Origin of the sequence: Rhizobium acaciae (assembly GCF_025941625.1) — a bacterium.
GTDB lineage: Bacteria > Pseudomonadota > Alphaproteobacteria > Rhizobiales > Rhizobiaceae > Rhizobium > Rhizobium acaciae.
Map to the genome: position 1 here is coordinate 109,068 of NZ_JAPCZO010000011.1, position 22,651 is coordinate 131,718.

Consider the following 22,651-nt stretch of genomic DNA (forward strand, 5'->3'; position numbering starts at 1 on the left):
TCCGCCGCAGATCGGTCATGGTGCTCAGGCGGCAGACCTCCTCAGGGCGACTCTTATTTCCGGCATATGTTCTCTTTTTGTTCTTTACATGCCGCGGCGTATTTGCCAGCATCGGGCTGACAGGAGAATGACATGGTCGATATTGCGATGCTGAACGAATTCGTCGTGGAGGCGAAGGCTGCGACCTATGTCGGCGGCGGCGTGGCACGCGCGCCCTGTCGGCCGGGTGCCCACGATATCGGTTACGAACGCGGCGACTGGCGCTATCTCGACAGCTATTTCGGCGGGACCGATTTCGCCGGACAGGAAGTGGTGTGGCTTGCCGACGAGCCCGTCTGGGCGATGAATTATTTCGGCTGCGTCATTGCACCTGATCTCATCGACGGCGCAGCAGCGGGAACGGTGATCAAGACGGCACTTTCGGCGATGTATCGCGAGGGCCGGTTTCTTGGCGGGATGGAATTCGACCATCCGTTCGGCCGCTATATCGACAGCAGCGAAGGCGGCTGCGAGCGGTTCATCGGCCATGAATGCATCATGGTCGATGGCCAGAAGGCCTATATGCTCGACTATCGCGGCGGGCTGGTCATCCCTTGATCGCGGCCCGCTGCACTTTCCCCGCTCGCGGGGCGAAGGGACATGCTGCACCGGCTTTCTCTAACCTCGACGCTGCGTTTGGCACGTCCCCTCGCCCCGTTTTTTACGGGGCTCCGAAGGACGGGGCGAGACGACTGGCTCGACCCCGGTAGGTTACGATGAGGGGCTGCCATCGGCGCAAACCGGACAGCCATGGATCGCGGTCTCAGAAATCGACGATCTTGCCGTCGGAGATCGTCACGCGCCGATCCATGCGGCGGGCGAGTTCGTGATTGTGGGTGGCGATGAGGGCAGCAAGGCCGGACTGGCGCACCAGCGCTTCCAGCGCGTCGAAGACGTAGCTTGCCGTTTCGGGGTCGAGATTGCCGGTCGGCTCGTCGGCAAGAAGCAGGGTCGGCGCATTGGCGACGGCGCGGGCAATCGCAACGCGCTGCTGCTCGCCGCCGGAAAGCTCGCCGGGGCGATGCGAGCCACGATGGCCGATCCGCATATAATCGAGAAGCTGGCCGGCCCGCTCTCCGGCTTCCTTCCAGGACAGCCCGGCGATCAACTGCGGCATCATGATATTTTCGAGCGCCGAGAATTCCGGCAGCAAGTGGTGGAACTGATAGACAAAGCCGATTTCGCCGCGGCGGATGGCGGTGCGTTTCTCGTCGCTCAGGCCGTCACAGGCATGGCCGTTGATGTTGACTTCTCCGCCGTCCGGATGCTCCAGCAGGCCGGCGACATGCAGCAGTGTCGACTTGCCGGTGCCGGAAGGGGCGACGAGAGCGACAATCTCCCCTTTTGATATCGAAAAATCCGCGCCCTTCAGGATCGAGAGCAGCGTACCGCCCTGCCCGTAATGGCGCTCGACGCCGGTAAGCTGGAGAACGACGTTGCGTTTCATGAAGGCGGCATTCCTTATTCGTAGCGCAGGGCCTGCACCGGATCGAGCCTGGAGGCACGCCAGGCCGGAAAGATGGTCGCGATGAAGGAGAGCGTCAGCGCCATGACGACGATCGAGATCGTTTCGCTGAGATCCATCTCGGCCGGTAGCTGGCTGAGGAAATAGACCTGCGGATTGAAGAGTACGGTACCTGAAATCCAGGAGAAGAACTGACGGACGGATTCGATGTTGACGCAGACGAGAACGCCGAGCAGCACACCGGCAATGGTGCCGACGATGCCGATCGCCGCCCCGGTCATGAAGAAGATGCGCATGATCGCGCCAGCGCTGGCGCCCATGGTGCGCAGGATGGCGATATCGCTGCCCTTGTCCTTCACCAGCATGATGAGGCCGGAGATGATGTTCAGCGCTGCGACAAGCACGATCAGCGTCAGGATCATGAACATGACGTTGCGCTCGACCTGCAGCGCCGAGAAGAAGGTCTGATTGCGCTGGCGCCAGTCGGTGATGGCGATCTGGCGGCCGGCCGCCTCCTCCACCTTGGGCCTCAGATCGTCGATATCGTCGGGGTTATCGACGAAGAGCTCGATCGACTGCACCAGCCCCTCGGCATTGAAATAGAGCTGCGCTTCCTCGAGCGGCATGAAGATGATCGAGGAGTCATATTCCGACATGCCGATCTCGAAGAGGCCGGAGATCTTGTAGGATTTGATGCGAGGGCTGACGCCCATCGGCGTAATGTCGCCATCCGGTGACGTCAGCGTAATGAGATCACCAACACGCAGACCGAGCTGGTCGGCCATGCGGGTGCCGATCAGCACGCCGTCGCCGGAGGCATACCCCACCATATCGCCTGACTTGATGTTGTCGGAGACCATCTTGAGCTTGGTCAGATCCTCGGCGCGGGCGCCGCGCACCAGAGCGCCGGTGCTGCCGCCGGCCTGGGCGGAGGCGAGCACCTGGCCCTCCACCAACGGCAGCGCCATCTTGACGCCGGGCACTGCGGCAAGCCTGCTGGAGAGATCAGGATAATCGGTGAAGGGGCCGTCGACCGGCTGGACGATCATGTGGCCGTTGATGCCGAGGATGCGCGAGACGAGTTCGGTGCGGAAGCCGTTCATCACGGCCATGACGATGATCAGCGTCGCAACGCCGAGCATGATGCCGACGAAGGAGAAGCCGGCGATGACCGATATGAAGGCCTCCTTGCGGCGGGCGCGCAGATAACGCCACGCCACGAGGCGTTCAAAGGTGGAAAATGGCTTGCCAGCCGGACCCAAGCCGGATTTTGAACTCCGGTCCACTGCTGCCTCTGCCATTTTGCCTCCGTTTCCTTAAGCCACGAACCGATTGATCGCCGCTTCGATGGTCATCGTTTCGCGGGCGCCGGTCTTGCGGTCCTTCACTTCCACTTCACCGTTTGCGACCGCGCGCGGGCCGGCGATGATCTGGACGGGTACACCGATCAGGTCGGCGGTCGCGAATTTCGTGCCGGCCCGGTCGTCGGTATCGTCATAGAGCACATCCTTGCCGGCCTTGCTCAGCGCGGCATAGATCAGCTCGCAGGTATCGTCACAGGCCTGATCGCCCGCCTTCATGTTGATCACAACGATATCGAAGGGTGCGACCGATGCCGGCCAGATGATTCCGCTATCATCATGCGATGCTTCGATGATGGCGGGAACAAGGCGTGTCGGGCCGATACCGTAGGAACCCATGTGAACGAAGTGTTCCTTGCCATCAGGTCCCTGCACTTTCGCGCCCATCGGCTCGGAATATTTCGTGCCGAAATAGAAGATGTGGCCGACCTCGATGCCGCGCGCCGACAAGCGGTCGCCTTCGGGAACGGCGTTGAAAGCCGCCTCGTCGTGCATTTCCGAGGTCGCCGCATAGAGCGAGGTCCATTTGTCGAAGATCGCCTGCAGGCCCTCGACACTGTCGAAATCGGTGTGTTCGCCAGGAATATCGAAATCGACGAAATCCTTGTGGCAGAAGACCTCGGATTCGCCGGTATCGGCGAGGATGATGAATTCATGGCTGAGCTTGCCGCCGATCGGGCCGGTATCGGCGCGCATCGGAATGGCGCGCAGGCCGAGCCGGTCGAAGGTTCTGAGATAGGCCGCGAACATCTTGTTATAGGAATGTTCCGCCGCTTCGCGCGTCAGATCGAAGGAATAGGCATCCTTCATCATGAATTCGCGCGAGCGCATGGTGCCGAAGCGCGGCCGGATCTCGTCACGGAACTTCAGCTGGATATGATAGAGATTGAGCGGCAGGTCCTTGTAGGACTTGACGGAGGAGCGGAAAATATCCGTCACCATCTCTTCGTTGGTGGGGCCGTAGAGCATCGGCCGATCCTGACGGTCCTTGATGCGCAGCATCTCCTTGCCATAGGCGTCGTATCGGCCGCTTTCCTGCCAGAGCTCGGCCGATTGCAGGGTCGGCATCGACAGCTCGATCGCGCCGGCGCGGTTCTGCTCGTCGCGGATAATGGCGTTGACCTTGTCGAGCACGCGCTTGCCGAGCGGCAGCCAGGAATAGATGCCCTGCGACTGCTGACGGATCATGCCGGCACGTAGCATCAGCCGGTGGGAGACGATTTCCGCCTCCTTGGGGTTTTCCTTGAGGATGGGCATGAAATAGCGGGACAGACGCATGGCGGATTCCGGAGCAGTTGAGATCCCGCAGCAGGCGGAATCGAAAGACCATTGTTAATGTCGGGAGCGTTCATAGCCGCTTCGCGGCAGGAAGGAAACCCGCAACGGATGCCGGCAACCTCCCGGAAGCGCATGTTCGCACCCGCAAAATGGAGGGGCATAAAAAAGCGCGTGTTTATAAGGACTTGAACGAAAATCTTGTCAACAGAAAAATTTTGCTAGAGTGTAGCAAAAATGCAAAAAAAGCTAATGACAAAGCCCAATGTTTGAGCTAGTTTTAGCTCACAAAACAGGCAGGAAGTTAAATTCTTGCCGAATTCGCGGTCAAGTCTTGGGAGGATCAGATCTTAGGCGCGCTCGTCGCAGCCCCGGCAACGGTTACAGATCACGCGATACTTAAAACAAGGCTTTTAGCCTTGTTTTTTTTTGGCTTTTCGGCGTCCATCCCATCCAGAAATCCGGCCGACTTCCGTTAGGGGATGACCGTCATTCCGTTACGAGAGCTCTTTGCCGCAACAGTATGACACTGGTATGACGAAGTTCGCTTTCAATAGGTTTACATCTGCTCAAAGTTTGAGCAAAAGCCACGCTCAATAGAAGCTGGGGCCGAGTTGCGGCAGGGCATCGAAGCCCCAGCCGAAATAGGTGTCGCAGACGTACCAGAGGCCGTAGACCAGAGCCGAAATCAGCGTCGTCAGCGAAAACACGAAAGCGGCGCGAAACCGGGTGGGCGCGCTTGGAACGGTGCCGAGCACGACGTCGTTGTCATCCGCCTGGGTGCGCAGGCCGATCGGCAGGACGGCGAAAAGCGTCATCCACCAGATGATGAAGTAGACGGCAAATCCCTGAAGAAAGATCTGGAGCATGATGGTTCCCGTTGATGCCGCGCTGATATCGCGTCCTTATACGGCGGAATGGCGACCAACTCAAAGCCGGCGACACGTTTAGCCGCCCTCGGGTCACTCTGCCGCAGCAGGGCTATCACTCTGCCGCAGCAGGACTCAGGCCTGTTCGAGTTCGATCAGCGTACCGAAGAAATCCTTGGGATGCAAAAAGAGCACCGGCTTGCCATGCGCGCCGGTCTTCGGCTGGCCGTCGCCGAGCACCCTGGCGCCCGCGTCTACCAGGCGGTCTCGGGCGAGAAGGATATCGTCCACCTCGTAGCAGATGTGGTGCATGCCGCCGGACGGGTTCTTTTCGAGGAAGGCTGCGATCGGCGAGGCAGCTCCGAGCGGCTGCAGCAATTCGACCTTGGTGTTCGGCAATTCGACGAAAACGACGGTGACGCCGTGTTCCGGCAGAGCCTGCGGCTGCGATACGGCAGCACCCAGCGTATCGCGATAGGCCGCCGTCGCCGCGGCCAGATCGGGCACGGCGATGGCGATATGGTTGACCCGGCCGAGCATGCTCAGACCTTGGTAACGAAGGCGGTGACAAGAGGTTTCTTGCCCCAGGTGTTGTTCGCGGCCGAGCGGATGGCGCGGCGCACGGCCTCCTGCAGCATGTCGATATCCTTGCGGCGGGCGCGCGGAATGCTCTCGATGGCGCTGACCGCCGCGTCGAAGAGCGTATCCTCCATATCCTCACCCTCGTCATCGTAGGTCGGCAGGCCGATCGAAATGAGGTCGGGTTCGCCGACGATGTCATAGCGGGCGTCGAGCACGACGTTGACCGCGACATGCCCGACATAGGAGAGCTTCTTGCGCTCGCCGATACCCATCTCGTCGAAATCGCCGATCAGCGTGCCATCCTTATAAATCCGGCCATGCGGCGCCTCGCCGATCACCTCGACGGGACCGGGCGCCAGCCGCAGGATATCGCCGTTGCGCACCCGCGGCACCAAGGCGATGCCGGATTGCTCGGCAAGTTCCTTATGCGCCGTCAGATGCGTTGCCTCGCCATGCACCGGCACGACGATCTTCGGCCGCGTCCACTCATACATCCGCTGCAACTCGTTGCGGCGCGGATGGCCGGAAACGTGGACCAATGCCTCGGTATCCGTGATGATGTGCACACCCTGCTCGACGAGGCCGTTCTTGATGTCCTGGATCGCCTTCTCGTTGCCGGGAATGGCGCGCGAGGAAAAGACGACGATATCGCCTGCCGCAAACGCCACATTGCGCATCTCGTCGCGCGAGAGCTTGGCAAGGGCTGCCCGCGCCTCGCCCTGGCTGCCGGTCAGGATGACGACGACCTTGTCGCGCGGGATATAGCCGTATTCGTCCTCGGAGATGAAGGGCTTCACACCTTCCATCAGGCCGATATCCTGGGCGACGTCGACGACGCGCTTTAGCGAACTGCCGAGCAGCAGCACTTCGCGGCCTGCCGCCTCGGCAGCCTCGGCAACGGTGCGGATACGCCCGACATTCGACGAGAAGGTGGTGATCGCCACCCGGCCCTCGGCATTCTCGATGATCTTGCGCAGGCTTTCGGACACATCCTTCTCGGAGGGCGAAACACCGTCGCGCAGCGCATTGGTGGAATCGCACATCAGCGCCAGCACGCCCTCGTCGCCGAGTTGGCGGAAACGGGTCTCGTCGGTCAGCGGCCCCAGCGAAGGCTCGTGATCGATCTTCCAGTCGCCGGTATGGATGACATTGCCGACCGGCGTGCGGATCATCAGCGACATCGGCTCGGGGATCGAATGGTTGACGGCCACACCTTCGATGCTGAAGGGGCCGACATTGATCGTATCGCCGGCCTTGAACGGCGTCACCGGCACTTCGCCGATCTTAGCCTTCTCGTAATTGCGCTTGGCTTCGAGCAGACCTGATGTAAAACCAGAGGCATAGACCGGCACGTTGAGGCCTGGCCAGAGATCGGCCAGCGCACCATAATGATCTTCATGCGCATGGGTGATGATGATCGCCTTGAGGTTCTTTCGTTCGCTGGCGAGGAAGCGGATATCGGGCAGTACGAGGTCGACGCCCGGCAGGTCGGGCCCCGGAAAAGTGACACCGCAATCAACCATGATCCACTGGCGATGCTCGGGCGGGCCGTAGCCGTAGAGAGCGAGATTCATGCCAATCTCACCGACACCGCCCAGAGGCAGGAATACCAGTTCGTCCTGTTTCGCCATAATTTTCGTTTTTTCCGCTATCCAAAAAACACATCACCGGCAGCAATGGGCATTATCCTGCCAGCGCCGGTATCGAGCATCAACAAGCCATTATCATCAATTCCGGCGAATTGTCCGGAAATCGATCGGTCCGGCAAATTGACCGTAATCTTTTCGCCGATGCCGCAGGCGATGGCGCGCCAGAGCGCCGTGATCTCGCCGATGCCGCGGCCCTCGTCCCATATTTCAAGCACTTCCGCCGTGGCGGCGAAGAGATGCGCGAAGAGTTCCTCCGGCGATGCCGCACTTCCCTGCTGACGCAGGCAGGTGACGGGGTAGAGCGGATTGTCCGGCATGACAGAGATATTGATGCCGATGCCGACGATCAGCGCGTAACGTCCGTCCGGCAGCCCCTCACCTTCGACGAGAATGCCACAGGTCTTCTTTCGACCGATGAGGATATCGTTCGGCCATTTGACCTCGAGCGGCTCGGCGCCCAGCGGCAGCACCCTGCGGATCGCCTGGTGCACGGCAACGGCGATCGCCAGCGGCAGAGAACCAAGGCGCTCCATCGGCGCCGGGTCGATCAGAAGAAGAGAAGCGTAGAGATTGCCGCGCTCGGAAACCCAGAGCCTGCCGCGGCGGCCGCGGCCGCCCGTCTGCCTCTCGGCGGTCACCCAGAGATTGCCGCCATCGCCCGCCCGAGCCCGGGCAAGGCATTCGCTGTTGGTAGACGATGTTTCCGACAGAGCCTCGTGCCTGAAATCGCCGAGCGATATCCGGCGCCGTCCGTCGGAAGCCATCAAAAGAGGGTCGCGGCGGCAAGCTCTGCAGCGCCGCCGATCGGGCCGCCGATGAGGACATAGGCGGTGACGAAGAGACCGGAGAGACCGAAGACCAGACGCAGCGCTCCGGAGACACGAGCGAATTCGCCGGTCGCCTCATCGAACCACATCAGCTTGATGACACGCAGATAGTAGTAGGCGCCGACGACCGAGGCGAGAACGCCGATGATGGCAAGCGCATAGAGCTTGGCCTCGATGGCGGCAACGAAGACGAAGTACTTCGCGAAGAAGCCGGCGAGCGGCGGGATGCCGGCAAGCGAGAACATCAGCGCCGTCAGCACCACGGCCATGAACGGGTTCGTTGTGGAGAGGCCGGCGAGATCGTCGACATTTTCGACGACTGTGCCGTCCTTGCGGCGCATCGACATGATGATCGCAAAGGTGCCGAGCGTCATGACCATGTAGATGACCATGTAAAGCATGACGCCGGTGACGCCGGTCTGGTTGCCGGCGGCAAGACCGACCAGCGCATAACCCATGTGGCCGATCGAGGAATAGGCCATCAGTCGCTTGATGTTCTTCTGGCCGATCGCGGCAAACGAGCCGAGCAGCATAGAGGCGATCGAGATGAAGACGACGACCTGCTGCCAGTCCGCCAGAACCGGCTGGAAGGCGGTGATGACGATACGGGTCATCATCGCCATGGCGGCAACCTTGGGCGCTGCGGCCAGGAAAGCGGTCACCGGTGTCGGCGCGCCTTCATAAACATCCGGCGTCCACATATGGAAGGGAACGGCCGAGATCTTGAAGGCAATACCGGCGAGGATGAAGACCAGGCCGAAGATCAGTCCGAGCGAACGCGCGCCCTCGACGGACAGCGCCTGGGCGATCTCGGAGAAGTGGGTGTGGCCGGTGAAGCCGTAGACCAGCGACATGCCATAGAGCAGCATGCCGGAGGAAAGCGCGCCGAGGACGAAATATTTCAGGCCGGCTTCGGTCGACTTCAGGCTGTCGCGGTTGATCGCTGCGACGACGTAGAGCGCCAGCGACTGCAGCTCCAGCGCCAGATAGAGCGAGATCAGGTCGTTGGCCGAGATCATCAGCAGGATGCCGAGGGTCGCAAGCACCAGGAGAACCGGGAACTCGAACTTGTCGAGCTGATTTTCGCGGGCGTGGCCGATCGACATGAAGATTGCGACCAGCGAACCGATCAGCGCCACCAGCTTCATGAAGCGCGAGAAGCCGTCCGCCATGTAGACCCCGCCATAGGCAAGGCCCTCTGCCGGCACGAAGAGCAGCCACAGGCCGGAGGCCAGCAGCAGAACGATGGCGAGGCCGGTGACGAGAAGGCCCGACCGCTCGCCGGAGAAGACGCCGACCATCAACAGGACAAGGGCGCCGACCGCGAGGATGAGCTCCGGCGCGGAAAGATGCAGACTGAGGAGAATTGTTTCAGCGGTCATGTCCAATAAGTCCCGTCATCATTTCATAGACAGCGCAACATTCTGCGCTGCGTGCACGGCGGCCGTGTAGTTGTTGACCAGCAGATCCACCGAGGCAGCCGTCGCATCGAAGACCGGAGCCGGGTAAACGCCGAAGAATATGGTCAGCGCGACCAGCGGGTAGAGGATCAACTGCTCGCGCGGAGAAAGATCGAGCAGCGCTTTCAGCCTCTCCTTTTCCAGCGCGCCGAAGATCACCCGGCGATAAAGCCAGAGCGCGTAGGCGGCCGAGAGGATGACGCCGGTGGCGGCAAAGAGCGCTACCCAGGTATTGACCCGGAAGACACCGATCAGCGTCAGGAATTCGCCGACGAAGCCCGACGTGCCGGGAAGCCCGACATTGGCCATGGTGAAGACCATCATCGCCACCGCGTATTTCGGCATGTTGTTGACGAGGCCGCCATAGGCGTTGATCTCGCGGGTGTGGGTGCGGTCGTAGACGACGCCGACGCAGAGGAAGAGCGCGCCGGAGACGATACCGTGCGAGAGCATCTGGAAGATCGAGCCCTGAACGCCCTGCATGTTGGCGGCAAAGATGCCCATGGTCACGTAGCCCATGTGGGCCACGGAGGAATAGGCGATCAGCTTCTTGATATCGTCCTGCATCATCGCCACCAGAGAGGTGTAGATGATCGCGATGACGGACATGGCAAAGACGAGCGGCGCGAAATAATCGGAGGCGACCGGGAACATGCCGAGCGAGAAGCGGATGAGACCGTAGCCGCCGAGCTTCAAAAGCACGCCGGCCAGGATCACAGAGCCAGCCGTCGGCGCCTGAACGTGGGCATCGGGAAGCCAGGTATGGACCGGCCACATCGGCATCTTCACCGCAAAGGAGGCGAAGAAGGCAAGCCATAACCAGGTCTGCAGCGCCGGCGGGAACTTGTAGGCGAGCAGCGCGGTGATGTCGGTCGTGCCGGCCTGCCAGTACATCGCCATGATCGCGAGCAGCATCAGCACCGAGCCGAGCAGCGTATAGAGGAAGAACTTGTAGCTCGCATAGACGCGGTCCTTGCCGCCCCAGACACCGATGATCAGGAACATCGGAATGAGGCCCGCCTCGAAGAAGACGTAGAAGAGCACGATATCGAGCGAGACGAAGACGCCGATCATCATCGTTTCGAGGATGAGGAAGGCGATCATGTATTCCTTCAGGCGCTTCTCGATCGAGAGCCAGCTCGCCAGCACACAGAAGGGCATGAGGAAGGTCGACAGGATGACGAACAGCATCGAGATGCCGTCGATGCCGACGTGGTAGCCGATGCCGGTGCCGAGCCAGTTATGCTTCTCGACCATCTGGAAGCCCGGATTGGCATTGTCGAAGCCGATCCAGATGGCGAGCGAGACGAGGAAGGTGAAGACGGTGGTGATCAGCGAGATCCACAGCACGTTCTTCCGGCCGGTTTCGCTCTCGCCGTTCATCAGCAGCAGGAGCACCACGCCGACGAGCGGCAGGAAGGTGACCGTTGAAAGAATAGGCCAATCGGTCATCAGAAGGAACTCCCGAGCATCATCCAGGTAACGAGCGCCGCAATGCCGATCAGCATGGCGAAGGCGTAGTGATAGAGGTAACCGGTCTGCAGGCGGACCACGCGATCGGTGACGGCGACGACGCGAGCGGCGACGCCGTTCGGGCCGTATGTGTCGATGACGCCGACATCACCCTTCTTCCACAGGAAGCGGCCGAGCGCCTTGGCTGAGCGGACGAAGAGGAAGTCGTAGAGCTCGTCGAAATACCACTTGTTCAACAGGAACTTGTAGAGCACGCGGTGCTGCTGCGCCAGGATGCGCGGCGTCTCAGGCGAGCGGATATACATGTACCAGGCGGTGACGAAGCCGAGCACCATGGCGATGAACGGGCTCAAAGCCACGAGCGCCGGAACATGGTGGAACTCTTCGACCAGTTCGTTCTCGGCGCCGGTAAAGAGCGCACCCTTCCAGAACTCGGCATATTCCTCGCCGTAGAACCGGCCTTCGAAGATCACGCCAGCAAGCACTGCGCCGATCGCGAGCAGATAGAGCGGCACAAGCATGACCTGCGGCGACTCGTGCACGTGGTGCATGACCTCGTGCGAAGCACGCGGCTTGCCGAAGAAGGTCATGAAGATCAGGCGCCAGGAATAGAAGCTCGTGAACAGAGCCGCGATGACCAGCAGCGCGAAGGCTAAGCCGGAGACCGGCGAATGCGATGCATAGGTCGCCTCGATGATCACGTCCTTGGAGAAGAACCCGGCAAAGCCGATCGGCGTGAAGGGAATGCCGACGCCGGTGATCGCCAGCGTGCCGATGATCATCATCCAGAACGTTACCTTGATGTGCGGCCGCAGGCCGCCCATGTAGCGCATGTCCTGCTCGCCATCGACGGCATGGATGACCGAGCCGGCGCAGAGGAAGAGCAGCGCCTTGAAGAAGGCGTGCGTGAAGAGATGGAAGATCGCCGCACCATAGGCCCCTACCCCGAGTGCCACGAACATGTAGCCGAGCTGCGAGCAGGTGGAATAGGCGATGACACGCTTGATGTCGTTCTGCACCAGGCCGACGGTTGCTGCGAAGAAGGCGGTGATGGCGCCGATCACGGTGACGACGACAAGCGCATCCGGCGACAGTTCGAAGAGCGGCGACATGCGGGCGACGAGGAAGACGCCGGCAGTGACCATGGTGGCGGCATGAATGAGGGCCGAGACCGGGGTCGGGCCTTCCATGGCGTCCGGCAGCCAGGTGTGCAGCAGGAATTGCGCCGACTTGCCCATCGCGCCCATGAAAAGCAGCAGGCAGATGCCGGTCAGCGCATGCGCCTTGTCGAGTTGCATGCCGAAGAGATTGAGGATCACCTCGCCCGCTTCGCCACCGCCTTCATGCGGGGCGAAGTTCGAGGCATTGGCGAAGATCGTGTCGAGGTTGATCGAGCCGAACAGCACGAAGACGCCGGCAATGCCGAGCACGAAGCCGAAGTCGCCGACGCGGTTGACGATGAAGGCCTTCATCGCCGCGGCCGTCGCCGAGGGCTTCTTGAACCAGAAGCCGATCAGCAGATAGGAGGCGAGACCGACGCCTTCCCAGCCGAAGAACATCTGGGCAAGGTTGTCAGCGGTCACCAGCATCAGCATGGCGAAGGTGAAGAGCGAGAGATAGGCGAAGAAACGCGGGCGATGCGGATCGGTATGCATGTAGCCGATCGAATAGACATGCACCAGCGTCGAGACCGTGTTGACGACGATCAGCATGACTGAGGTCAGCGTATCCACGCGCAGCGACCAGGAGACGTCGATGCCGCCGGACTGGATCCAGCGCAGCACCTCGACCTTGATCGGACCGCCTTCGGCATGGCCCATGCCGACGGTGAAGAAGACGACCCAGGACAGGATGGCGGCGATGATCATCAGGCCGCTGGTGACATATTCCGAAGCCTTGGCGCCGATTGCGCGGCCGAAAAGGCCGGCGACGATCGCACCGATCAAGGGAAGAAAGACGATAGCCTTATAGAGGAACATGAGCCACTCAGCCCTTCATCATATTGACGTCTTCGACCGCGATCGAGCCGCGGTTGCGGTAGAAGACAACGAGAATTGCAAGACCGATCGCCGCTTCGGCAGCCGCGACCGTCAGGATGAACAGCGCGAAGACCTGGCCGACGATGTCGTTCAGGAAGGAGGAGAAGGCGACCATGTTGACGTTGACGGCAAGCAGGATCAGTTCGATCGACATCAGGATGACGATGACGTTCTTCCGGTTCAGGAAGATGCCGAAGACGCCGAGCGTGAAGAGGATGGCGCTGACCGTCAGGTAGTGGGAAAGTCCGATGACCATGTTCTTTGTTCCTTGACCTGCCTTTAGACGCCCTGCCCGGGCTTGACCGAAACCACCTCGACGGCGGTGGCGGGCGTGCGGGCAACCTGCCTGGGAATATTCTGCCGCTTGATGTTGGTGCGGTGTCTCAACGTCAGCACGATCGCGCCGATCATGGCGACCAGGAGCACCAGACCGGCGATCTGGAAGAAATAGACGTAGTTGGTGTAGAGCACGTCGCCGAGAGCGGCCGTATTGGTGCGCTCGCTCAGCGCCGGGATCGGCATGGCGACTGATTTGGCGACCTCAGGCGAGATGACGCTGCCGCCGATGACGACGATCAGTTCGGCTGCGAGGATCACCCCGATCAGCCCGCCGATCGGCGCATATTCGAGAACGCCGGCTCTCAGTTCGGTGAAGTCGATATCGAGCATCATCACCACGAAGAGGAAGAGGACGGCGACGGCTCCGACATAGACGACAAGCAGGATCATCGCCAGGAATTCGGCACCGAGCAGCAGGAAGAGGCCAGCCGCATTGAAGAACACCAGGATCAGAAAGAGAACCGAGTGAACCGGGTTCTTCGCCCAGATGACCATGAACGCCGACGCCACCGCGACAAAGGCGAAAAGATAGAAAAATAGAGCCTGCAGACCCATGTTGGTGCCTTTTTCATCTTCCCCCGGGCAGCCGGGAGTTTCCCTGCCCGATGGAACTCTCCCTGGCGTTAACCGGAAAAGCTCCTGTGCATGTTGACCGCGACAGGAGCAACTGCGCTCCACCGCGGCATTTCAAAATCTCAATCAGCGGTACGGCGAGTCGATCGCGATGTTGCGGGCGATTTCGCGCTCCCACCGGTCTCCGTTATCCAGAAGCCGTGCCTTGTCGAAATAGAGCTCTTCGCGGGTTTCCGTCGCAAATTCGAAATTCGGGCCTTCGACGATCGCGTCGACCGGGCAGGCTTCCTGGCAGAAGCCGCAATAGATGCACTTCACCATGTCGATGTCGTAGCGCACAGTACGGCGCGTGCCGTCATTGCGGCGTGGACCGGCCTCGATGGTGATCGCCTGGGCAGGACAGATCGCCTCGCAGAGCTTGCAGGCGATGCAGCGCTCCTCGCCGTTCGGATAACGGCGCAGAGCATGCTCGCCGCGGAAACGCGGGGAAACCGGACCCTTTTCGAAGGGGTAGTTGATCGTCGCCTTCTGGCGGAAGAAATAGCGCATCGACAGAAAGAACGCGCCGACGAATTCCTTGAGAAACAGCGAGCTGATGGAGCCGGACAAGCTTGCCATCTTCAACCTCCAATTTTGCCGAAAACGAGAGCGGGCATCATCATGCCCAACCCATCAGTTTCAGCACGAATGCAACGATGACGACCATGGCGAGCGACAGCGGCAGGAAGACCTTCCAGCCGAGGCGCATGAGCTGGTCGTAGCGGTAGCGCGGAACGAAGGCCTTGACCATCGCGAACATGAAGAACACGAAGCAGGCCTTCAGCGTGAACCAGATGATGCCTGGGACCCAGTTGAGGATCCAGATATCGACCGGGGGCAGCCAGCCGCCGAGGAAGAGGATCGTCGTCAGCGCGCACATCAGGCAGACGGCCGCATATTCGCCGAGCATGAACATCATGTATGGCGAGGAGCCGTATTCGACCATGAAGCCGGCGACGAGTTCCGATTCGGCTTCCGGAAGGTCGAAGGGCGGGCGGTTCGTTTCGGCGAGCGCCGAAATGAAGAAGATGATGAACATCGGGAAGAGCGACAGCCAGTGCCAGTCGAGGAACGACGCCGGCAGGCCGAGCATGGTGCCGAGGCCGGTATGCTGCGCATTGACGATATCGGTCAGGTTCAGCGAGCCGACGCAGAGAAGCACGGTGACGATGACGAAGCCGATCGAGACTTCATAGGACACCATCTGCGCCGCCGAGCGCAGCGCGCCGAGGAACGGGTACTTCGAGTTCGAAGCCCAGCCGCCCATGATGATGCCGTAAACCTCGAGCGAAGAGATCGCGAAAATATAGAGGATGCCGACATTGATGTTGGCGATCACCCATCCGTCGGCCAGCGGCACCACCGCCCAGGTGGACAGCGCCAGCAGCACCGTCACCAGCGGGGCAAGCAGGAACACCGCCTTGTTGGCGCCGGCCGGAATGATCGGCTCCTTGAAGACGAACTTCAGAAGATCGGCGAAGGACTGGAACAGGCCGAAGGGACCGACGACGTTCGGGCCGCGGCGCAGCTGCACGGCCGCCCAGATCTTGCGGTCGGCGAGCAGCACGTAGGCGATGAAGACGAGCAGGCAGACGAGAAGCAGCAGCGACTGACCGATCATGATGATCGCCGGCCAGACATAGGTCGAAAAGAAAGAATCCATAGTCCCCTGCCCTTACTCTGCCGCGACTTTGAAGTTGTTGCGGGCCAATGCCGAGCACTCCGCCATGACAGCCGAGGCACGCGCTATCGGGTTCGTCAAATAGAAGTCTTTCACCGGCGACGCAAACCCGGATTTGTTCATCTTGCCGGCTTTTTTCGCAACTGCGGCAATTTGGGCGCTATCGGTTTCGGCGATCTCGTCGATGGCTGCAAAATGCGGGAAAGCGGCATAGAGCCGGACACGCAATTCGCTGAGCGAATCGAAGGGAAGCTTCTTGCCGAGCACATCGGAAAGGGCGCGGATGATCGCCCAGTCCTCGCGGGCGTCACCCGGCGCAAAACCTGCGCGGTTGCCCATCTGGACGCGGCCTTCGGTGTTGACCCAGGTGCCGGACTTTTCGGTATAGGCTGCGGCCGGCAGGATGACGTCGGCATGGTGCGCGCCGTTATCGCCATGCGAGCCGATATAGACGGTGAGCTTGGCCTTCTTGGTGGTGAAGTCCAGTTCGTCTGCGCCGAGCAGGAAGAGCACGTCCATCGCCGTCAGCATCTCGGCGGCATTGACGCCCTTGGCGCCCGGCACGAAGCCGAGGTCGAGGCCGCCGACACGCGAGGCTGCGGTGTGGAGGACGGCAAAGCCGTTCCAGCCTTCGTCGACCGCACCGACCGAACCGGCAAGCTTTGCAGCACTGGCGAGAACGCCGGCGCCATCGGTGCGCGACAGGGCGCCCTGGCCGATGATGATCATCGGCTTGGCGGCATTCTTCAGCACGTCCGCGAAGGCATGGGTGCCGTCGACCAGATCCTTCAGCGTGTCGGGACCGCCGCCGAGGTAATCATAGCTGTAGCGCAGTTCGCCCGGCTCACCGATCACGCCGATCGGGAATTTGCCGCGGCGCCAGCGCTTGCGGATGCGGGCGTTGAGAATGGCCGCCTCGAAGCGAGGATTGGCGCCGATGATCAACAGCGCGTCGGCCTGGTCGATGCCCGATATGGTCGGGTTGAAGAGATAGCTTGCACGGCCGAGCGACGGATCGAGTGCCGCCCCATCCTGGCGACAGTCGAGATTGGTTGACCCCAGCGACTTCACCAGTTCGGAGAGCGCATACATTTCTTCGACCGAAGCGAGGTCGCCTGATATCGCGCCGATCTTGTCGCCCGAGGTGGCGCCGACGGCGGCCTTGATGGCGCCGAAGGCTTCGGCCCAGGTGGCGGGCTGCAGGCGGCCGTCGCGGCGAACATAAGGCCGGTCGAGGCGCTGGGTCTTCAGGCCGTCCCAGATGAAGCGGCTCTTGTCGGAAATCCACTCCTCGTTGATCGCCTCATTGACGCGCGGCAGGATGCGCATGACCTCACGGCCACGGGTGTCGACGCGGATCGCCGAACCGACGGCATCCATGACGTCGATCGATTCGGTCTTGTTCAATTCCCAGGGGCGCGCGGTGAAAGCGAAGGGCTTCGAGGTCAGCGCGCCGACCGGGCAAAGGTCGACGACGTTGCCCTGCAGTTCGGAGGTCATCGCCTGCTCGAGATAGGTGGTGATCTCGGCATCCTCGCCGCGGCCGATCAGGCCGAGTTCGGAAATGCCGGCGACCTCGGTGGTGAAGCGGACGCAGCGCGTGCAGTGGATGCAGCGGTTCATCACCGTCTTGACGAGCGGGCCGATATACTTGTCCTCGACGGCGCGCTTGTCTTCCTGATAGCGCGAGGTGTCGATGCCGAAGGCCATCGCCTGGTCCTGCAGGTCGCATTCGCCGCCCTGGTCGCAGATCGGGCAATCGAGCGGATGGTTGATCAGCAGGAATTCCATCACACCTTCGCGGGCCTTCTTGACCATCGGGGTGTTGGTGAAGACCTCAGGCAGTTCGCCGTTCGGGCCGCCGCGGATATCGCGCACGCTCATGGCGCAGGAAGCCTGCGGCTTCGGCGGGCCGCCCTTCACCTCGACAAGGCACATGCGGCAATTGCCGGCAACCGACAGGCGCTCATGGAAGCAGAAGCGCGGAACCTCGGCACCGGCATCCTCACACGCCTGCAATAGCGTGAAATGATCCGGAACTTCGATCTCGTTGCCGTCAATCCTCAGTTTTGCCATCGTCGCTCAGTCCTGTTTCCCGTTTGCCTGATGATGGCAAACAAACCTATTTTTGCAGCACTCTCATTGCCAAGCCGGATCTTTCGTCCTGCCGACATCTGATGTCGCCCAAATTCTCTGTCGCGCGTTCCAGATCCGGAACCCGCACCGGCATCTTGAGGCCCCCGCCCATCCGCCGATCTGCCCATCTTCCCGGCCGATTGACACGGCCGGACAGTTCATTTCTTTCTGCGGCCCCGCCCTGCCAGAACTTTCGCCTGACCGGCCCAGTCGTCACGGCCGATGCGGCCGTTAAAGCCGAGCTCGGCGTCGAACCGGGCGATCTCCTCGTCGGTCCAGGCGGCGATCTCGGCGAAGCTGCGAATGCCCTTGGCGTTCAGCACCTGCTCCAGCTTCGGGCCGATGCCGGCGATCAGCTTGAGATCATCGGTCTTCCCCCGCGCAACCGGTTTTGCCTTCACGGCCGGTTTTGGCTGGCTGGCCTTCGCTTGGCTGGCTGGCTTCGCTTGGGTGACTGGCTTCGCTGGGCTGGCTGGCGTCGGCTCGCTGACCGGCTTGACGACAGTCAGTCTCGGTCCTGCCTTCTGCTCGGCCGGCGGCTTGGTGAACGCCTTCACGACCGGGCGAATATTCTCCGGCCGGATATCGACATCGGGCTTCAGTTCGTCTGGCGGCGTGTCATCGAGGGCGGCCGCGACCTTGCCGGTCGTTTCCAGGGCGCTCTGGAAGGCCCCGAAGAAGGCGCCGGCCATCTGGGTCGAGAAACCGAAGCCGATCGCCGTTGCGGCGGCAAAGGCTGCAGCGGGATGCGCCATCAGCGGATGCACCGGCATCGCCCGTGCATTTTCCAGCATCTCGGCGGCAAGACGGCCGAACCCGGCCGCGAAATCGGCGACTTCTTCGTTTTTCCTACCCTTGGATGCATTGTCCGCCATGATTATTCAGCCGCCTCCAGAACCGCGCCGTGATCGAGCGCGCTCGCCGTATACTGGTCGATGCGCTTTTCGATCTCGGGACGGAAGTTACGGATCAGACCCTGCACCGGCCATGCGGCAGCGTCGCCGAGCGCGCAGATGGTGTGGCCTTCGATCTGCTTCGTCACCTGGAACAGCATGTCGATTTCGCGCTTCTGGGCATTGCCCTTGGCCATGCGTTCCATCACGCGCCACATCCAGCCTGTGCCTTCGCGGCAGGGCGTGCACTGGCCGCAGCTCTCATGCTTGAAGAAGGCGGAGATACGGGCGATCGCCTTGATGACGTCGGTGGACTTGTCCATGACGATCGCGGCGGCCGTACCGAAGGAAGAGCCGACGCCACGCAGGCCGTCGAAATCCATCGGGCAATCGATGATGTCCTTGGCCGGAACGATCGGGCAGGATGCGCCGCCCGGAATGACGGCAAGCAGGTTGTCCCAGCCGCCGCGAATGCCGCCGGCATGGCGGTCGACCAGTTCGCGGAAGGTGATGCCCATTTCCTCTTCGACGGTGCACGGCTTGTTGACGTGGCCGGAGAGCATGAACAGCTTGGTGCCGACATTGTTCGGACGGCCGATGGCCGAGAACCAGCCGGCGCCGCGGCGCAGGATCGTCGGCGCGACGGCGATCGATTCGACGTTGTTGACCGTCGTCGGGCAGCCGTAGAGGCCCATATTGGCCGGGAACGGCGGCTTCAGGCGCGGCTGGCCCTTCTTGCCTTCGAGGCTTTCGAGCAGCGCGGTTTCCTCACCGCAGATATAGGCGCCGGCGCCGTGATGGACGAAGATCTCCATGTCCCAGCCGAGCTTGTTGTTCTTGCCGAGCAGGCCATAATCATAGCATTCGTCGATTGCCGCCTGCAGCGCTTCGCGCTCGCGGATATATTCGCCGCGCACATAAATGTAGGCCGCATTGGCGCCCATGGCGAAGCTCGCGATGACACAGCCTTCGATCAGCGTATGCGGATCGTGGCGCATGATGTCGCGGTCTTTGCAGGTGCCGGGCTCGGATTCGTCGGCGTTGACGACGAGGTAGTGCGGACGGCCGTCGCTTTCCTTCGGCATGAAGGACCATTTGAGGCCTGTGGGGAAGCCGGCGCCGCCGCGACCGCGAAGGCCAGACGCCTTCATCTCGTTGATGATCCAGTCGCGACCCTTTTCGAGGATCTGCTTGGTGCCGTCCCAGTGGCCGCGGCTCATCGCGCCCTTCAGGGATTTGTCCTTGAGGCCGTAGATGTTGGTAAAGATGCGGTCTTTATCTTGTAACATGCTTCACCTCTTACCGCGGCTTCTTGCCGAAGACCTTGATATATTCCGCTTCCCCGCCCTTGGCGAGCGCCTTGGCCTGCTTGACCCAGTCATCGCGCTCGATGCGGCCGCGGAAGTTCAGATAGCCGTCGACCCATTCGCGTTCGGCCTTCTTCCAGCCTGCGACCTGCGCGAAGGTGAAGATGCCGATGTCGTTCAACGTCGCCTCGATTTTCGGACCGACACCCGAGATCATCTTCAGATCATCAGGTGCGGCGGGCTTTTCGATCCCCGACGGACGGTTCTTGTCGGTCAGGGCAGGCTTTGCCGCCGGAGCAGCCTCGGCCTTGACGGCAGCTTTCGGCGCCGGTTCGGCGGCCGCAGTACCTGATATCGGCTGCTGCTCGGCTGCCTTGGCGTTTTTCGCAGCCGCCTTCGGCGCCGTTGCCGGCGTCTTCAGGGCAGCATTGGTCTCGGCATCGGTGCTCTTCGGGCGGGCGGCCTCGGAGGGCGGAACCGGCGCGGCGTCGACCGGGGCCGAGACGGTTTCGGCATCGGCCTTCTTGGCGCGCGCCCTTACCTTCGGCTCTTCGGTCGTCAGCGAGGTCGGGCCGCCTTCGGGCGCCGAAAACACCCGGTCGATCTGGGTGCCGGGCTTGATGCTGGCGCCATTGCCGGCGGCAAAGACGTCGATAATCTCTTCCAGACGCTGGGGCGTCAGATCCTCATAGGTGTCCTTGCCGATCATCACCATCGGCGCATTGACGCAGGCCCCGAGACACTCGACCTCTTCCCAGGACAGCGTGCCTTCCGCATTGCGCTCGAAGGCATGGGCATGGATCTTGCTCTTGCAGACCGACATCAGCGCTTCCGAGCCGCGCAGCATGCAGGGTGTCGTGCCGCAGACCTGGACATGGGCGCGGGTTCCCACAGGATGCAGCTGGAACTGCGTATAGAAGGTCGCAACCTCGAGCACGCGAATATAGGCCATATCCAGCATGTCGGCGATCTTTTCGATCGCCGCGCGCGTGACCCAGCCGTCCTGCTCCTGCGCCCGCATCAACAGCGGGATGACCGCCGATTGCTGGCGGCCGGCGGGGTATTTCTGGATCGTCTTGTCCGCCCAGACCGCATTCTCATCGCTGAAGGCGAATGCGGCAGGCTGGAATTGATCTTCGGCTAATCGACGAACGGACATTCTTCCTCACGCCTTGTCAGTTTAGGGTTCCACACCGCGAAGCGGTCAAAGACTGCATTTCGCAGGCATAGGCCGACTGGTCTTTTTGCATAAACACTACGAATTTGCTGCCGTTCGGAATGGCAGCCTTGATCTGATAGCCCTTGGACAAAAGCTCGCCCATGGACGATTGCTGCGCCGGCGGCGTCTCTTCCTTATGGCCCAGCGGCGTGCCGAGGTTATCGGACTCCTGAGCCGAAACCCCGGATGCCGAAAGAAGGATTGCGACGGCCAGCGGCAGAAGCTGCATCAGCGGTCCACCTCGCCGAAGACGATGTCGAGCGAGCCGAGGACGGCCGCGACGTCGGCAAGCTGGTGACCGCGGCACATGAAGTCCATCGCCTGCAGATGGGCATAACCCGGCGCGCGGATCTTGCAGCGATACGGCTTGTTGGTGCCATCGGAGACGAGATAGACGCCGAACTCGCCCTTCGGCGCCTCGACGGCGGCGTAAACCTCGCCGGCCGGCACATGGTAGCCTTCGGTATAGAGTTTGAAGTGGTGGATCAGCGCTTCCATCGAACGCTTCATCTCGCCGCGCTTCGGCGGCACGACCTTGCCGTCGATCGACGAGAAGGGACCGGTCTTGGCATCGGAGAGCAGGCGGTTGACGCATTGCTTCATGATGCGGACCGATTCGCGCATCTCGATCATACGGATCAGGTAACGGTCGTAGTTGTCGCCATTCTTGCCGATCGGGATGTCGAATTCGAGATCGGAATAACATTCATATGGCTGGGCGCGACGCAGATCCCAGGCCGCGCCCGAACCACGCACCATGACGCCGGAGAAGCCCCAGGCCCAGCATTCCTCCAGCGAGACGACGCCGATATCGACGTTGCGCTGCTTGAAGATGCGGTTGCCGGTCAACAGGTTGTCGATGTCGTCGAGCGCCGTCAGGAACGGGTCGCACCAGGCGCCGATATCCTGCACGAGCTGTTCGGGCAGATCCTGGTGGACGCCACCCGGACGGATATAAGCGGCATGCATGCGTGAGCCGCTGGCGCGCTCGTAGAACACCATCAGCTTTTCGCGCTCTTCGAAGCCCCAGAGCGGCGGCGTCAGCGCGCCGACGTCCATGGCCTGCGTCGTGACGTTCAGGAGGTGCGAAAGGATGCGGCCGATTTCCGAATAAAGAACACGGATCAGCTGGCCGCGGATCGGGATCTCGATGCCGAGCAGCTTTTCGACGGCCATCGCATAGGCATGCTCCTGATTCATCGGCGCGACGTAATCGAGGCGATCGAAATAGGGCACGGCCTGAAGATAGGTCTTGGTCTCGATCAGCTTCTCGGTGCCGCGATGCAAAAGGCCGATATGCGGATCGACCCGCTCCACAATTTCGCCGTCAAGCTCCAGGACAAGACGAAGAACGCCGTGCGCCGCCGGATGCTGCGGTCCGAAATTGATGTTGAAGTTGCGGACGTTATGTTCGGTCATTTGCAA

General features: G+C 61.4%; 21 protein-coding genes. 1 reads left to right on the top strand and 20 read right to left on the bottom strand.

All coding sequences use genetic code 11. The features are described 5' to 3' along the window. Positions 1 to 132: 132 nt before the first annotated feature. The gene (locus tag OLZ32_RS18610; protein WP_264421992.1) at positions 133 to 597 is read left to right on the top strand and encodes a DUF5680 domain-containing protein; all 465 of its coding nucleotides are present in this window, start codon (positions 133 to 135) and stop codon (positions 595 to 597) included. A 205-nt stretch (positions 598 to 802) separates the two neighbouring features. Here OLZ32_RS18610 and OLZ32_RS18615 read toward each other — a convergent pair whose 3' ends face one another. The 20 genes from OLZ32_RS18615 to OLZ32_RS18715 form a co-directional block, all read right to left on the bottom strand. After that, the gene (locus OLZ32_RS18615; RefSeq protein WP_264421994.1) at positions 803 to 1,486 is read right to left on the bottom strand and encodes an ABC transporter ATP-binding protein; all 684 of its coding nucleotides are present in this window, start codon (positions 1,484 to 1,486) and stop codon (positions 803 to 805) included. Between the two features lie 14 nt (positions 1,487 to 1,500). Next, positions 1,501 to 2,805, bottom strand: coding sequence for a lipoprotein-releasing ABC transporter permease subunit (locus OLZ32_RS18620; RefSeq protein WP_264421996.1), 1,305 nt, complete (start codon positions 2,803 to 2,805; stop codon positions 1,501 to 1,503). Positions 2,806 to 2,820: 15 nt separating this feature from the next. After that, on the bottom strand, positions 2,821 to 4,143 hold the full coding sequence (gene proS / locus OLZ32_RS18625) for a proline--tRNA ligase (RefSeq protein ID WP_264421999.1): 1,323 nt from the start codon (positions 4,141 to 4,143) through the stop codon (positions 2,821 to 2,823). A 590-nt stretch (positions 4,144 to 4,733) separates the two neighbouring features. Next, positions 4,734 to 5,009 (bottom strand): DUF1467 family protein, encoded by a 276-nt coding sequence (locus OLZ32_RS18635; RefSeq protein WP_003547401.1) that lies wholly within the window; start codon positions 5,007 to 5,009, stop codon positions 4,734 to 4,736. Positions 5,010 to 5,144: 135 nt separating this feature from the next. Then, positions 5,145 to 5,549, bottom strand: coding sequence for a methylmalonyl-CoA epimerase (gene mce, locus OLZ32_RS18640; RefSeq protein WP_003547399.1), 405 nt, complete (start codon positions 5,547 to 5,549; stop codon positions 5,145 to 5,147). Positions 5,550 to 5,551: 2 nt separating this feature from the next. Continuing rightward, complete coding sequence (locus tag OLZ32_RS18645) at positions 5,552 to 7,222, bottom strand: ribonuclease J (protein WP_003558459.1); 1,671 nt, start codon at positions 7,220 to 7,222, stop codon at positions 5,552 to 5,554. Positions 7,223 to 7,239: 17 nt separating this feature from the next. Next, positions 7,240 to 8,004, bottom strand: coding sequence for a biotin--[acetyl-CoA-carboxylase] ligase (locus tag OLZ32_RS18650; protein ID WP_029872842.1), 765 nt, complete (start codon positions 8,002 to 8,004; stop codon positions 7,240 to 7,242). Beyond that, entirely contained in the window at positions 8,004 to 9,449 is a 1,446-nt protein-coding gene (nuoN, locus tag OLZ32_RS18655; protein ID WP_003547394.1) for an NADH-quinone oxidoreductase subunit NuoN, read from the bottom strand. The genes OLZ32_RS18650 and nuoN overlap by 1 nt, the downstream gene beginning before the upstream one ends. Before the next feature lie 18 nt (positions 9,450 to 9,467). Continuing rightward, positions 9,468 to 10,979: an NADH-quinone oxidoreductase subunit M gene (locus tag OLZ32_RS18660; protein ID WP_264422003.1), complete on the bottom strand. Its 1,512-nt coding sequence runs from the start codon at positions 10,977 to 10,979 to the stop codon at positions 9,468 to 9,470. Then, entirely contained in the window at positions 10,979 to 12,979 is a 2,001-nt protein-coding gene (nuoL, locus tag OLZ32_RS18665) for an NADH-quinone oxidoreductase subunit L (protein ID WP_017991028.1), read from the bottom strand. The genes OLZ32_RS18660 and nuoL overlap by 1 nt, the downstream gene beginning before the upstream one ends. A 7-nt stretch (positions 12,980 to 12,986) precedes the next feature. Next, complete coding sequence (gene nuoK / locus OLZ32_RS18670; protein ID WP_131630121.1) at positions 12,987 to 13,295, bottom strand: NADH-quinone oxidoreductase subunit NuoK; 309 nt, start codon at positions 13,293 to 13,295, stop codon at positions 12,987 to 12,989. Positions 13,296 to 13,318: 23 nt separating this feature from the next. Continuing rightward, entirely contained in the window at positions 13,319 to 13,933 is a 615-nt protein-coding gene (locus OLZ32_RS18675) for an NADH-quinone oxidoreductase subunit J (protein ID WP_264422007.1), read from the bottom strand. A gap of 144 nt (positions 13,934 to 14,077) precedes the next feature. Beyond that, the gene (gene nuoI / locus OLZ32_RS18680; RefSeq protein WP_003547385.1) at positions 14,078 to 14,569 is read right to left on the bottom strand and encodes an NADH-quinone oxidoreductase subunit NuoI; all 492 of its coding nucleotides are present in this window, start codon (positions 14,567 to 14,569) and stop codon (positions 14,078 to 14,080) included. 40 nt (positions 14,570 to 14,609) lie between these two features. After that, entirely contained in the window at positions 14,610 to 15,653 is a 1,044-nt protein-coding gene (gene nuoH / locus OLZ32_RS18685; protein ID WP_003547383.1) for an NADH-quinone oxidoreductase subunit NuoH, read from the bottom strand. Positions 15,654 to 15,665: 12 nt separating this feature from the next. After that, positions 15,666 to 17,747 carry an NADH-quinone oxidoreductase subunit NuoG gene (gene nuoG / locus OLZ32_RS18690; protein ID WP_264422009.1) on the bottom strand — a complete coding sequence of 694 codons (2,082 nt, stop codon included), beginning with the start codon at positions 17,745 to 17,747 and terminating at the stop codon, positions 15,666 to 15,668. A gap of 218 nt (positions 17,748 to 17,965) precedes the next feature. Next, positions 17,966 to 18,682: a 5' DNA nuclease gene (locus OLZ32_RS18695; RefSeq protein WP_264422011.1), complete on the bottom strand. Its 717-nt coding sequence runs from the start codon at positions 18,680 to 18,682 to the stop codon at positions 17,966 to 17,968. A gap of 2 nt (positions 18,683 to 18,684) precedes the next feature. Beyond that, positions 18,685 to 19,989: an NADH-quinone oxidoreductase subunit NuoF gene (gene nuoF / locus OLZ32_RS18700; RefSeq protein ID WP_029872847.1), complete on the bottom strand. Its 1,305-nt coding sequence runs from the start codon at positions 19,987 to 19,989 to the stop codon at positions 18,685 to 18,687. A 10-nt stretch (positions 19,990 to 19,999) separates the two neighbouring features. Next, positions 20,000 to 21,166, bottom strand: a complete 1,167-nt coding sequence (locus OLZ32_RS18705; protein ID WP_264398316.1) for an NADH-quinone oxidoreductase subunit E — start codon at positions 21,164 to 21,166, stop codon at positions 20,000 to 20,002. Positions 21,167 to 21,182: 16 nt separating this feature from the next. Beyond that, positions 21,183 to 21,455: a hypothetical protein gene (locus OLZ32_RS18710; RefSeq protein WP_003547374.1), complete on the bottom strand. Its 273-nt coding sequence runs from the start codon at positions 21,453 to 21,455 to the stop codon at positions 21,183 to 21,185. After that, positions 21,455 to 22,645: an NADH-quinone oxidoreductase subunit D gene (locus tag OLZ32_RS18715; RefSeq protein ID WP_130667948.1), complete on the bottom strand. Its 1,191-nt coding sequence runs from the start codon at positions 22,643 to 22,645 to the stop codon at positions 21,455 to 21,457. Before OLZ32_RS18715 ends, OLZ32_RS18710 begins: the two co-directional genes overlap by 1 nt. Between the last annotated feature and the right edge of the window lie 6 nt (positions 22,646 to 22,651).

Excerpts from the sequence above, each read along its gene's own strand:
- OLZ32_RS18610 (WP_264421992.1), top strand. The coding sequence starts at position 133 with ATGGTCGATATTGCGATGCTGAACGAATTCGTCGTGGAGGCGAAGGCT.
- OLZ32_RS18615 (WP_264421994.1), bottom strand. The coding sequence starts at position 1,486 with ATGAAACGCAACGTCGTTCTCCAGCTTACCGGCGTCGAGCGCCATTAC.
- OLZ32_RS18620 (WP_264421996.1), bottom strand. The coding sequence starts at position 2,805 with ATGGCAGAGGCAGCAGTGGACCGGAGTTCAAAATCCGGCTTGGGTCCG.
- proS (WP_264421999.1), bottom strand. The coding sequence starts at position 4,143 with ATGCGTCTGTCCCGCTATTTCATGCCCATCCTCAAGGAAAACCCCAAG.
- OLZ32_RS18635 (WP_003547401.1), bottom strand. The coding sequence starts at position 5,009 with ATGCTCCAGATCTTTCTTCAGGGATTTGCCGTCTACTTCATCATCTGG.
- mce (WP_003547399.1), bottom strand. The coding sequence starts at position 5,549 with ATGCTCGGCCGGGTCAACCATATCGCCATCGCCGTGCCCGATCTGGCC.
- OLZ32_RS18645 (WP_003558459.1), bottom strand. The coding sequence starts at position 7,222 with ATGGCGAAACAGGACGAACTGGTATTCCTGCCTCTGGGCGGTGTCGGT.
- OLZ32_RS18650 (WP_029872842.1), bottom strand. The coding sequence starts at position 8,004 with ATGGCTTCCGACGGACGGCGCCGGATATCGCTCGGCGATTTCAGGCAC.
- nuoN (WP_003547394.1), bottom strand. The coding sequence starts at position 9,449 with ATGACCGCTGAAACAATTCTCCTCAGTCTGCATCTTTCCGCGCCGGAG.
- OLZ32_RS18660 (WP_264422003.1), bottom strand. The coding sequence starts at position 10,979 with ATGACCGATTGGCCTATTCTTTCAACGGTCACCTTCCTGCCGCTCGTC.
- nuoL (WP_017991028.1), bottom strand. The coding sequence starts at position 12,979 with ATGTTCCTCTATAAGGCTATCGTCTTTCTTCCCTTGATCGGTGCGATC.
- nuoK (WP_131630121.1), bottom strand. The coding sequence starts at position 13,295 with ATGGTCATCGGACTTTCCCACTACCTGACGGTCAGCGCCATCCTCTTC.
- OLZ32_RS18675 (WP_264422007.1), bottom strand. The coding sequence starts at position 13,933 with ATGGGTCTGCAGGCTCTATTTTTCTATCTTTTCGCCTTTGTCGCGGTG.
- nuoI (WP_003547385.1), bottom strand. The coding sequence starts at position 14,569 with ATGGCAAGCTTGTCCGGCTCCATCAGCTCGCTGTTTCTCAAGGAATTC.
- nuoH (WP_003547383.1), bottom strand. The coding sequence starts at position 15,653 with ATGGATTCTTTCTTTTCGACCTATGTCTGGCCGGCGATCATCATGATC.
- nuoG (WP_264422009.1), bottom strand. The coding sequence starts at position 17,747 with ATGGCAAAACTGAGGATTGACGGCAACGAGATCGAAGTTCCGGATCAT.
- OLZ32_RS18695 (WP_264422011.1), bottom strand. The coding sequence starts at position 18,682 with ATGGCGGACAATGCATCCAAGGGTAGGAAAAACGAAGAAGTCGCCGAT.
- nuoF (WP_029872847.1), bottom strand. The coding sequence starts at position 19,989 with ATGTTACAAGATAAAGACCGCATCTTTACCAACATCTACGGCCTCAAG.
- OLZ32_RS18705 (WP_264398316.1), bottom strand. The coding sequence starts at position 21,166 with ATGTCCGTTCGTCGATTAGCCGAAGATCAATTCCAGCCTGCCGCATTC.
- OLZ32_RS18710 (WP_003547374.1), bottom strand. The coding sequence starts at position 21,455 with ATGCAGCTTCTGCCGCTGGCCGTCGCAATCCTTCTTTCGGCATCCGGG.
- OLZ32_RS18715 (WP_130667948.1), bottom strand. The coding sequence starts at position 22,645 with ATGACCGAACATAACGTCCGCAACTTCAACATCAATTTCGGACCGCAG.